Origin of the sequence: Arthrobacter sp. NPDC056727 (genome assembly GCF_042790555.1) — a bacterium.
Classification (GTDB): domain Bacteria; phylum Actinomycetota; class Actinomycetes; order Actinomycetales; family Micrococcaceae; genus Arthrobacter.
The window spans coordinates 140,921-152,572 of record NZ_JBHTZA010000013.1; the positions used below are offsets into that span (position 1 = coordinate 140,921).

An 11,652-nucleotide genomic window follows, 5' to 3' on the forward strand; every position below is an offset into this window, starting at 1 on the left:
AATAGTCATGCCCACCCGCTACGGTAAGACCAAGTTCCGTGCAGGTGGTGCCTGAAGACCTGCCGGACGCAGTGTTGGACGATGTATAGGAGCACGAATGGAAATCTGGCCCGGATCGGCTTACCCGCTGGGAGCCACATTTGACGGCACGGGAACCAACTTCGCATTGTTCAGCGAGCACGCAGCCAAAGTGGAACTCTGCCTCTTCGACGACGAGGGCACCGAAACCCGGGTAACGCTCCGTGAAGTGGACGGCTACGTGTGGCATTGCTACCTGCCCCAGATCCAGCCCGGACAGAAGTACGGCTACCGCGTCCACGGCACCTACGACCCGGCCAGCGGCCAGCGCTTCAACGCCAATAAGCTGCTCCTGGACCCCTATGCCAAGGCAGTCTCAGGCCAGATCGACTGGGATCCGGCCCTGTTCTCCTACAACCTGGGCGACCCCTCATCCAAGAACGACGCCGACTCCGCGCCGCACATGATGATGGGCGTGGTGATCAACCCGTTCTTCGACTGGGACAACGACCAGAACCTGCGCATCCCCTACCACAAGTCGGTCATCTACGAGGCGCATGTCAAAGGGCTCACCGAGCTGCACCCGGAGATTCCCGAGGAACAGCGCGGCACCTATGCCGGCGTGGCACACCCGGCCGTGATCTCCCACCTGCAGAAGCTGGGCGTCACCGCGATCGAGCTCATGCCCGTGCACCAGTTCGTCAATGACGGCACGCTGCAGGAGAAGGGCCTGAGCAACTACTGGGGCTACAACACCATCGGGTTTTTCGCGCCGCAGAACACCTACAGTTCCACCGGCGACACCGGGCAGCAGGTCCAGGACTTCAAGGCGATGGTCCGCTCGCTGCACCGCGCCGGCATCGAGGTCATCCTCGACGTCGTCTACAACCACACGGCCGAAGGCAACCACCTCGGGCCCACCCTGAGCTTCAAGGGCATCGACAACGAGGCCTACTACCGCCTGGTGGAGGACGACAAGCAGTACTACATGGACTACACGGGCACCGGCAACACCCTGAACGTCCGCCAGCCGCACTCCCTGCAGCTGCTCATGGACTCGCTGCGCTACTGGGTCACCGAGATGCACGTGGACGGGTTCCGCTTTGACCTCGCCGCCGCGCTGGCCCGCGAGTTTTACGACGTCGACCGGCTCTCCACCTTCTTCGAACTCATCCAGCAGGACCCCGTGGTGTCCCAGGTCAAGCTCATCGCCGAGCCCTGGGATGTGGGACCCGGCGGCTACCAGGTGGGCAACTTCCCGCCGCAATGGACTGAATGGAACGGCAAGTACCGCGACACCGTGCGCGACTTCTGGCGCGGCGAACCTGCCACGCTCGGCGAGTTCGCCTCGCGCATCACCGGATCAGCGGACCTCTACGAGCACTCCGGCCGCCGCCCGGTCGCGTCCATCAACTTCGTCACCGCGCACGACGGCTTCACCCTGCGGGACCTCGTCTCTTACAACGAGAAGCACAACGACGCCAACGGCGAGGAGAACAAGGACGGCGAATCACACAACCGGTCCTGGAACTGCGGGGCGGAGGGGCCCTCGGACGATCCCAAGGTGCTGGCGCTCCGGGCGCGGCAGCAGCGGAACTTCATCGCCACCATGCTGCTCTCCCAGGGCGTGCCGATGATCCTGCACGGCGACGAGCTGGGCCGGACGCAGCAGGGCAACAACAACGGCTACTGCCAGGACTCCGAGCTGACCTGGGTGAACTGGGACAGCGTGGACCAGCCCCTCATCGAATTCACCGCAGCCGTCAACTCGCTGCGGGCCAAGCACCCCACCTTCCGGCGCAGCCGCTTCTTCGACGGCCGGCCCGTCCGGCGAGGCGAAGGCGAGCGGCTGCCGGACATCGTCTGGCTCGACCCCGACGGCAACCTCATGCAGCCGGAGGACTGGGACAGCGGTTTCGGCCGTTCTGTGGGCATGTTCCTCAACGGCGACGGCATCCAGGGCCATGACGACCGCGGGCGCCGGATCACCGACGTGAACTTCCTGCTCTACTTCAACGCGCACGACGGCGACGTCGAGTTCACGCTCCCGCCGGACGAATACGCCCCGGCCTGGGACGTCATCATCGACACCGCGGGCGGGAGCGCCGACTCCGAGCCGGCGCACGCAGGCAGCATGCTGTCCGTCGCGGCCAAGTCCCTGGTGGTCCTGCGCGCGCACAGTGCGCCGGAGGAGGAGCCCGACCATTCAGTGGCGGCCTCGCTCGCGGCACTGACCCAGACAACCACCGCCGAGACCGCCGCGCTCACGGCACCGGCCGTTCCCGAGCCGGCCAAAACGAAGAAGCCGGCAGATCCTGTTTCGGACCCTGTTTCGGCCCCTGCTCCGGACCCGGCCCGGCGGCCGGCCGACAGGCCTGCCGGAAAGCGCCACTTGAGGGCGGTCAAGCCTGCAGGGGAGGACGCATGAGAACGCCGGTCTCCACGTACCGGCTGCAGATCCGGAAGGGCTTCACCCTGTTCGACGCCGCCGAAACCGTGCCGTACCTGCGTTCGCTCGGCGTTGACTGGGTCTACCTCTCGCCGGTCCTGACCGCCGAGCAGGGTTCCGACCACGGGTACGACGTCACCGATCCCTCCGCCGTCGACCCCGAGCGCGGCGGCCCGGAAGGCCTGGCCGCCCTTTCCCAGGCAGCCCGCGGCGCCGGGATGGGTGTGCTGATCGACATCGTTCCCAACCACGTGGGCGTCGCCACGCCGGTACAGAATCCGTGGTGGTGGTCGCTGCTCAAGGAGGGGCGCCAGTCCCGCTACGCTGAGGCGTTCGACGTCGACTGGGACCTCGGCGGGGGACGCATCCGGCTCCCCATCCTCGGCAGCGACGACGACCTCGACCAGCTCGAAATCAAGGACGGGGAGCTGCGGTACTACGACCACCGGTTCCCGCTGGCCGAGGGCAGCTACACCGAGGGCGACTCCCCGCGGGAGGTCCACGACCGGCAGCACTACGAACTCATGGGCTGGCGGCGCGCGGACAACGAGCTGAACTACCGCCGCTTCTTTGCGGTCAACACGCTCGCCGGCGTCCGCGTGGAGATCCCAGCCGTCTTCGACGAGGCACACCACGAGGTGGTGCGCTGGTTCCGCGAGGGGCTCGCGGACGGCCTCCGGATCGACCACCCGGACGGGCTCGCCGACCCCGGGGGTTACCTGAAGCGGCTGCGCGAGGCCACCGGAGGCGCCTACCTGCTGATCGAAAAGATCCTCGAGCCGGGGGAGCAGCTGCCGGCCAGCTTCGACTGCGAGGGCACCACCGGCTACGACGCCCTTGCCGACGTCGACCGCGTCTTCGTAGACCCGCGCGGCCAGGAGCCGCTGGACCGGCTGGACGCATCGCTGCGCGGCGGTGAGCCCGCCGACTACGAGGACATGATCCGCGGAACCAAGCGGCGGATCACCGACGGCATCCTCCACTCGGAGATCCTGCGGCTGGCCCGGCTTGTTCCGGGCGACGCCGGCCTGTCCGCCGATGCCGCAGCAGACGCGATCGCCGAAGTCATCGCCGCCTTCCCGGTCTACCGCACCTACCTGCCGGAGGGTGCGGAGGTGCTGAAGGAGGCCTGCGAGCTTGCCGCGCGCAGGCGGCCGGAACTCGACCAGGCCATCCAGGTGCTGCAGCCGCTGCTGCTGGACACCGACCTTGAAATTGCCCGGCGCTTCCAGCAGACCTCCGGAATGGTGATGGCCAAGGGCGTGGAGGACACCGCGTTCTTCCGCTTCAACCGGCTGGGCACCCTCACGGAAGTGGGTGCCGATCCCACCGAATTCTCCGTGCAGCCGGACGAGTTCCATTCCCGGATGGCCCGCCGGCAGGCCGAGCTTCCGTTGTCCATGACGACGCTCAGCACCCACGACACCAAGCGCAGCGAGGACACGCGGGCCCGGATCTCGGTCATCTCCGAGGTTGCCGGCGAATGGGAGGGCGCGTTGGGCCGGCTGCGGGAGCTGGCCCCGCTGCCCGACGGCCCGCTGTCGGCGCTGCTCTGGCAGGCCGTCGCCGGCGCCTGGCCCGCCAGCCGGGAACGCCTGCAGTACTACGCGCTGAAGGCCGCACGCGAAGCCGGGAACTCGACCAACTGGACCGATCCGGACCCTGCGTTCGAGGAGAAGCTGGCCGCCGCCGTCGACGCTGTTTTCGACAACCCTGCTGTGCGGGCAGAGGTGGAAGCCCTCGTGGAACTCCTGGAACCGCATGGCGCCTCGAACTCCCTGGCGGCGAAGCTCGTGCAGCTGACCATGCCCGGTGTCCCGGACGTGTACCAGGGCACGGAGTTCTGGGACAGGTCGCTGACGGACCCGGACAACCGGCGCCCGTTCAGCTTTGACGACCGCCGCGCCGCGCTGGAGCGGCTGGACGCAGGCGGGCTGCCGCCGTCGTTCACGGATCAGGCCGCCAAACTGCTGGTCACCTCGCGGGCGCTGCGGCTTCGCCGCGACCGGCCCGAACTGTTCACCGGCTACCGGCCGGTGCAGGCCCACGGGGCCGCCGCCGGGCACCTGCTGGCGTTCGACCGGGGCGGGGCCGTAACCCTCGCGACCCGGCTGCCCCACGGACTGGCACGGTCGGGCGGGTGGCGGGACACCGCCGTCGAACTTCACACCGCCATGACGGACGAACTGACCGGCACCGGCTTCGGACCGGGGGCCGTGGAGATCGCCGACATCTTCCGGACCTTCCCCGTGGCGCTGCTGGTGCCGCAGACAGCAGATACCCAGACAGGAGGAGAGTCATGACGCCCACAGGCCAGGCAACCTATCCCCGCGAAGCGGCCAAGCCGGTGCAGGGCCCGGAGCGCTTCGACGTCTGGGCGCCCGTCGCTGAATCCGTGACGCTGCTGGCCAACGGAGAGCGCTACGCCATGCAGCACCGGCCGGGCACCGGGCCGGAGGACGGCGGCTGGTGGACTGCGCCCGGGGCGCCGTCAGGCGGCGACGTGGACTACGGGTACCTCCTGGACAGCGACGAAACACCCCTGCCGGATCCGCGGACCCGGCGGCAGCCCGACGGCGTCCACGCCCTGTCCCGCACGTTCGACCCCGCCGCGCACACGTGGCAGGAGGACGGCTGGCAGGGCCGGGAACTGCAGGGCGCGGTCATTTACGAGCTGCACCTGGGAACGTTCACGCCCGAAGGGACGCTGGATGCCGCCGCGGGCAAGCTGGACTACCTGGCCGGCCTGGGCGTGGACTTCATCGAGCTGCTGCCGGTGAACGCGTTCAACGGCACGCACAACTGGGGCTATGACGGTGTGCAGTGGTTCGCAGTCCACGAGGCGTACGGCGGCCCGGGGGCGTACCAGCGGTTTGTCGATGCGGCCCATTCGGCGGGCCTCGGCGTGATCCAGGACGTGGTGTACAACCATCTCGGACCCAGCGGGAACTACCTGCCGCGGTTCGGGCCCTACCTCAAGCAGGGCGAGGGCAACACGTGGGGCGACTCCGTGAACCTGGACGGCGACGGGTCCGACCATGTGCGCCGGTACATCCTGGACAACGTGGCCATGTGGCTGCGCGACTTCCGGGTGGACGGCCTCCGGCTGGACGCCGTCCATGCCCTCAAGGACGAACGGGCCGTGCATATCCTGGAGGACTTCGGGGCGCTGGCCAGCCAGGTCTCCGCCGAGGTGGGCCGGCCGCTGACGCTCATTGCCGAGTCCGACCTCAACAACCCGCGGCTGCTGTACCCCCGGGATGTCAACGGGTACGGGCTCGAAGGGCAGTGGAGCGACGACTTCCACCACGCCGTGCACGTCAACATCACGGGCGAGACCACCGGTTACTACAGCGACTTCGACTCGCTCGCGGCCATGGCCAAGGTGCTCCGGGACGGCTTCTTCCACGACGGCAGCTACTCCAGCTTCCGCGGCCGGCACCACGGCAGGCCGATCAACTTCAGCGCCGTCCACCCGGCCGCCCTAGTGGTCTGCTCGCAGAACCACGACCAGATCGGCAACCGCGCCACCGGGGACAGGCTTTCCCAGAGCCTGCCGTACGGGAGCCTGGCGCTGGCCGCCGTACTCACCCTGACCGGGCCCTTCACGCCCATGCTGTTCATGGGCGAGGAATACGGTGCCAGCACGCCGTGGCAGTTCTTCACCTCCCACCCGGAACCGGAGCTTGGCAAGGCCACCGCGGAAGGCCGGATCAGGGAGTTCGAGCGCATGGGGTGGGATCCCGCCGTCGTGCCCGATCCGCAGGATCCGGAGACCTTCCGCCGCTCCAAGCTGGACTGGGCGGAAGCCGCTGAAGGCGACCACGCCCGGCTGCTGGAACTGTACCGTTCGCTCACGGCGCTGCGCCGCTCGACGCCTGATCTCACCAAGCTGGGCTTCGAGGACACCCGGGTGGAGTTCGACGAGGACGCCCGCTGGCTGCGGTTCCGGCGCGGCGGTGTTCAGGTGCTGCTCAACTTCTCCGAGCGGCCGGTGAGCCTGGACGGTGCCGGCACGGCCCTGCTGCTGGCCACCGACGACGCCGTCCGGCTGGAAGGCGGGCGTGCGGAGCTCGGCCCGCTGAGCGCCGCCGTCGTGAGTGACTGAGTTTCGGGCGCTTTGGCTTGGGGCGGCGTCCACTGCCGTGACCGGATGGTGGACGCCGGCCCCGCCCGCCGGGTGCGGCTGGCAGGATGGAACGTATGACTTATGTGGCCTCGGACACCCGTTACGAAACAATGCCCTACCGCCGCGTTGGACGCAGCGGCCTGAAACTGCCGGCCATCTCGCTGGGCCTGTGGCACAACTTTGGCGACGACAAGCGCTTTGACGAACAGCGCGCCATCCTGCGCCGCGCCTTCGACCTCGGCGTCAACCACTTCGACCTCGCCAACAACTACGGCCCGCCGGACGGGTCCGCGGAGACGAACTTCGGCCGGCACCTGCAGGACGACTTCAAGCCGTACCGCGACGAGCTGGTGATCTCCACCAAGGCCGGCTATTACATGTGGCCCGGCCCGTACGGCGAGTGGGGTTCCCGGAAGTACCTGATCTCCAGCCTGGACCAGTCGCTGCAGCGGATGGGCCTGGACTACGTGGACATCTTCTACAGCCACCGCCCGGACCCGGAGACGCCGCTCGAGGAGACCATGGGTGCGCTGGACTACGCGGTCCGCTCCGGCAAGGCCCTGTACGCGGGCATCTCCTCCTACACCCCGGAGCAGACGCTCGAGGCCGCCCGCATCCTGAAGGAACTCGGCACCCCGCTGCTCATCCACCAGCCCAGCTACTCGATGCTGAACCGCTGGACCGAGAACGGCTCGCCGAACCTCTACGAGGCGCTGGAACAGGTGGGCGCCGGCTCCATCGCGTTCTCCCCGCTTGCCCAGGGCATGCTGACCGACCGCTACCTGAACGGCGTCCCGGCTGACTCCCGTGCGGCCAAGGCGAGGTTCCTCTCCGAATCCGCCCTGACCGAGGACAAGCTGGACAGGGTCCGCGGATTGAACGCCATCGCCGCCGGCCGCGGACAGTCGCTGGCGCAGATGGCCATCGCCTGGATCCTGCGCGACCAGCCCAAGGGCTCCCCGGTGACCTCGGCGCTCGTCGGGGCGTCCAGCGTCCGGCAGCTCGAGGACACCCTGTCCGCCATCAACAACCTGGAGTTCAGCAGCGAGGAACTGACGGCGATCGACGAGTTCGCCGTCGAATCCGACATCAACCTTTGGGCGCAGCGGGTCTGAACCAGCATTCGGGTTAGCGGCGCGTAATCAAGCGGCAAGGGACGGCGGGAACAAAGCCGTCCCCTGCTGCGTTTGGTTAGACTGATAAGCGCGCCGCGTGGCGCGGTGCCCGTCAGACGCCGTCGTACAGCAAGGTACTGACTCGCAGGGCACATGAAGTTTGTTCTCAAAGGAGTTCCGTGTCTTCGAATCCGATTCGTGTAGCCATCGTCGGTGTGGGTAACTGTGCCGCTTCGCTGGTTCAGGGTGTCCATTACTACCGGGATGCCGACCGGCAGGCCACGATTCCGGGTCTGATGCATGTGGAGTTCGGTAAGTACCACGTCAACGATGTGCAGTTTGTGGCCGCGTTTGATGTGGACGGCAAGAAGGTCGGTGTTGACCTGGCCGATGCGATTCTTGCGAGTGAGAACAACACGATCAAGCTGGCCGAGGTCCCGCCGACGGGTGTGACGGTGCAGCGCGGGCATACCCTGGATGGCCTGGGCCGGTATTACCTGGAGACGATCGAGCAGTCCACCGAGGAGCCTGTTGACGTGGTCCAGGCTTTGAAGGACGCTCAGGTTGATGTCATGGTCTGCTACCTGCCGGTCGGGTCGCAGGAGGCTGCGGAGTTCTACGCGCAGGCCGCGATCGACGCCGGGGTGGCGTTCGTGAACGCGCTGCCGGTGTTCATTGCCGGCACGAAGGAGTGGGCTGACAAGTTCACGGCTGCGGGTGTGCCGATCGTGGGTGATGACATCAAGAGCCAGATCGGTGCGACGATCACGCACCGGGTGATGGCGAAGCTGTTCGAGGACCGTGGCGTGACGCTGGATCGGACGTACCAGCTGAACGTGGGCGGCAACATGGACTTCAAGAACATGCTGGAGCGTGACCGGCTGGAGTCCAAGAAGATTTCCAAGACCCAGGCCGTGACCTCCAACGTTGAGGCCGAGCTGGCGGCGAAGGACGTGCACATTGGCCCGTCCGACTACGTGCAGTGGCTTGACGACCGCAAGTGGGCGTTTGTCCGCCTGGAGGGCCGGAACTTCGGTGACGCGCCGGTGTCGCTGGAGTACAAGCTCGAGGTGTGGGATTCGCCGAACTCTGCCGGGGTGATCATCGATGCGATCCGTGCGGCGAAGATCGGCCTGGACCGTGGCATCGGCGGTCCGCTGGTCTCGGCGTCGAGCTATTTCATGAAGTCCCCGCCGGAGCAGTTCAACGACGACCTCGCCCGCGAAAAGGTCGAGGCCTTCATCCGCGGCGACCTCGACCGCTAAGCCCCTCCCCGGCTCTCTATCACTTCCTGCGGGTTTTAGGCCAACGCTCTATCACTTCCTGCAGGTTTTCACGCGACGCTCCCTCACCTTCGGGTGTGGGAGCGTCGTGCGTTAAGCATCGGGTTCGTAGCGCCGGATCGCGTGGCTTGCATGCGCGAGTGCCAGCAGCTTCAGGACCAGTTGGCCGTGCAGGTGCATGCCGACCGCCGCAGTCATGATGAGCTGGTTGACGTCCTCCGGAGCGGTGGTAGCCGAAATATTCACTGCGGCAATGGTGTCCACCGCCTGGCTGTAGACGTCGAGCAACTCGGCACCGGCAGGTACGCCGAGGCTTTCCATCAGGCCCAAATGGGCGTTGAGGGCATTTCTGGCGTCACTCGGCACGTCCGGCCAGTTCCGGAAACGTACGACGGCGTCACCCGCCGGTGTCCGCATCCCACCATGCTCTGTGCTTACGTCGTCGAGGCCCAGCACGGTGCGCTGCACGGCGGCCAAAATCTCAAGGCGGGGTGCGCCGCCGTCGGCCATTCTCAGCAGGGAGCTGATCTTGGCGACAGGCAGCCCGACCACGTGCCGCAGCGCCTGGATCAGTTCCAGCCGGCTCACGTGATGCTCTGAATACTCAGCTCGGGTGGCGTGGATGGAACGGCCAGCGGGCAGCAGCCCTTCGCGGAGATAGAACTTGATGCTGGCAGGGGAGACCCCCGTCCGCTCGCTGAGGTCCTTCAGCTGCATGTCCGCTCCGTTCCCCGCAGCAGCCAGCTCATTGGATAGCTGCCGCGCCGCTGACTATCTTGATTTACACCACTGGATAGTGCTCCTATCCTAGGGTTATGGAGCCTTGGAACGTACTGCTGGCCAGCCACGTCGTCGCCGCCCTTTTTGTCCTCGCCATCGGCCCCGTCCAGATCTTCCGCCGAAGCCGTGACCGCATCCACCGCACCATGGGATACCTGTGGGTCGCCGCCATGTATTACGTCTGCTTCAGCAGCTTCTGGATCGTCAGCGACGGGCATTTCAGCTGGCTTCACGGGCTCTCCGCGTTCACGATCGTGACCGTTACCCTCGGGCTCATCAGCGCGGTGCGCCGGAATATCGCGGCGCACAGGGGAAACATGATCGGCAGCTACATCGGCATCGCCGTGGCGTTCGGATTCGCAATCTCAGTGCCCGGCCGGGCGATTCCGCGCCTCCTGGCCGAGGACCTCCCGACCGCCCTGTTCGTCGCCGCGCTGGTGGCGGCCAGCGTCGCCGTCGTCTTCGTATCGCTGCGGCGGGGCGAAGGCCAGCGCGTCACGGGATCGAGTCGAAAGCTGGACCAGCCCACGGCGCCCGCATCTTCGGCAATAACCGGCGCAGGCCCAAACTAGCTGACCAACGCTTCCTCACGTTCCGTCGCTTCAGGCCGGACGCTTCCTCACGTTCCGTCGCTTCAGGCCGGACGCTTCCTCACGTTTCGCCACTTCAAAAGGTATCCTTCCTCTTCATTCGCCGACAGGCTGCCTAGCCTGTGGATAACTTCTGCGGGGCAGGCTGGTTTCGAGCAACAATGCCGTATGCAACCACGTACGGATCTCCCTGTCGCTCTGGTCGACGCTCCTTTTACATGGGGCTCTGCGAAAGCCTCCGGAATTTCACCCAACAGACTGCGGCGGGCCGACGTCGCGCATGTAAGCCGTGAGCTGTACCGCCCGGCTGGCTGGAGCTTCGAGCTTGAGGCGGCGGCACGGGCACTTTCGGAAGCTTCCCCCGAGGCGTGGATTTCGCACGTCACGGCTGCTCGGATTCGACGCCAAATCCTGCCGGCGTGGCTGGCGGACTCAAATGAATTGCATCTGAGTAAGCCCCATGCGCTGCCGGAAGTCCGGCGAAGAGGGGTGCTCGGGCACTCGGTGTTGGCATTCGAGGACGAGATTGAATTTGTCGACGGCATCCGAATCAGCAGTAGGTCGCGCACCTGGTTGGATATGGCAAGGCGGCTGTCAGAGTGCGAACTGGTCTGCATGGGTGACGAGCTCATTCGTGTCCCCAGAGCGGAATTCGAAGACCGCACCACGCCGTTCGACACACTTGAGGGCCTGCGTCGCCTCGTCGCCCGCCACCCGAATCTTCAGGGTGTGGTCCGGGCACGTGCGGCACTCGATCGGATGCGTGTCGGTGCGGATTCTGCGCCCGAATCGCTGCTGCGTCTCGCGATGGAAGACGCTGGACTCCCGGAGCCTCAGCTACAAGTGTCCCTGAGAGAGAACGACGCCGTCGGGCCCAGTGCCGACCTTGGCTACCGACAGCGACGCTTGGCAATCCAATACGACGGCGAACATCACCTTCACGAGGCCCAGATCTTCAGCGACAGGCGGCGGAATAAGGCCTTTGTCGCTGCCGGGTGGAGTGTTCTGGTTTTCGGCAAGGAGGACTTGGCGGATGGGTTCAACGAGGCCATTCGCAAGATCAAGCGCACCCTGAGAAAGAGCCGGCAGGACCATCCTCAGGCCTCCGGATTCGCCGACGCTGTCTGAGGAAGGGTTTCGATTGGGGCGACGGGGATGAACTGGTCCCCGATAGTTGGACCAGGTTAGTAAGGCCTAGGCCGCGAGGGCCTGGCTTCGGTATTGTATCGGGCTCAGGCCGTTTAGTTTCGTCGAGATTCTTTCGGTGTTGTACCAGCGGATGTACTCG

9 protein-coding genes are annotated in these 11,652 nt (G+C 66.3%); 7 read left to right on the forward strand and 2 right to left on the reverse strand.

Translation table 11 applies throughout. The features are described from left to right. Window positions 1-97 precede the first annotated feature (97 nt). The 5 genes from glgX (at window position 98) to ACFRAH_RS14705 (ending at window position 8,976) form a co-directional block, all read left to right on the forward strand. Window positions 98-2,446 carry a glycogen debranching protein GlgX gene (gene glgX / locus ACFRAH_RS14685; protein ID WP_377991634.1) on the forward strand — a complete coding sequence of 783 codons (2,349 nt, stop codon included), beginning with the start codon at window positions 98-100 and terminating at the stop codon, window positions 2,444-2,446. Further along, window positions 2,443-4,770, forward strand: a complete 2,328-nt coding sequence (gene treY / locus ACFRAH_RS14690) for a malto-oligosyltrehalose synthase (protein ID WP_377991635.1) — start codon at window positions 2,443-2,445, stop codon at window positions 4,768-4,770. Before glgX ends, treY begins: the two co-directional genes overlap by 4 nt. Continuing rightward, the gene (gene treZ / locus ACFRAH_RS14695) at window positions 4,767-6,575 is read left to right on the forward strand and encodes a malto-oligosyltrehalose trehalohydrolase (protein WP_377991636.1); all 1,809 of its coding nucleotides are present in this window, start codon (window positions 4,767-4,769) and stop codon (window positions 6,573-6,575) included. The genes treY and treZ overlap by 4 nt, the downstream gene beginning before the upstream one ends. Window positions 6,576-6,670: 95 nt before the next feature. Beyond that, entirely contained in the window at window positions 6,671-7,711 is a 1,041-nt protein-coding gene (mgrA, locus tag ACFRAH_RS14700; RefSeq protein ID WP_377991637.1) for an L-glyceraldehyde 3-phosphate reductase, read from the forward strand. 179 nt (window positions 7,712-7,890) lie between these two features. Continuing rightward, window positions 7,891-8,976: an inositol-3-phosphate synthase gene (locus tag ACFRAH_RS14705; RefSeq protein ID WP_377991638.1), complete on the forward strand. Its 1,086-nt coding sequence runs from the start codon at window positions 7,891-7,893 to the stop codon at window positions 8,974-8,976. 111 nt (window positions 8,977-9,087) lie between these two features. Here ACFRAH_RS14705 and ACFRAH_RS14710 read toward each other — a convergent pair whose 3' ends face one another. Beyond that, window positions 9,088-9,711 carry a MerR family transcriptional regulator gene (locus ACFRAH_RS14710; protein WP_377991639.1) on the reverse strand — a complete coding sequence of 208 codons (624 nt, stop codon included), beginning with the start codon at window positions 9,709-9,711 and terminating at the stop codon, window positions 9,088-9,090. A gap of 98 nt (window positions 9,712-9,809) precedes the next feature. Here ACFRAH_RS14710 and ACFRAH_RS14715 point away from each other — a divergent pair, with 98 nt between their 5' ends. Continuing rightward, window positions 9,810-10,346 carry a DUF2306 domain-containing protein gene (locus ACFRAH_RS14715; RefSeq protein ID WP_377991640.1) on the forward strand — a complete coding sequence of 179 codons (537 nt, stop codon included), beginning with the start codon at window positions 9,810-9,812 and terminating at the stop codon, window positions 10,344-10,346. Between the two features lie 186 nt (window positions 10,347-10,532). Beyond that, window positions 10,533-11,492 carry an endonuclease domain-containing protein gene (locus tag ACFRAH_RS14720; RefSeq protein WP_377991641.1) on the forward strand — a complete coding sequence of 320 codons (960 nt, stop codon included), beginning with the start codon at window positions 10,533-10,535 and terminating at the stop codon, window positions 11,490-11,492. A gap of 66 nt (window positions 11,493-11,558) precedes the next feature. On the opposite strand, the gene ACFRAH_RS14725 is transcribed toward ACFRAH_RS14720, so the two are convergent. Continuing rightward, window positions 11,559-11,652, reverse strand: a 94-nt coding sequence (locus ACFRAH_RS14725; RefSeq protein ID WP_377991646.1) for an IS3 family transposase, incomplete at its 5' end; no start/stop codon positions are given.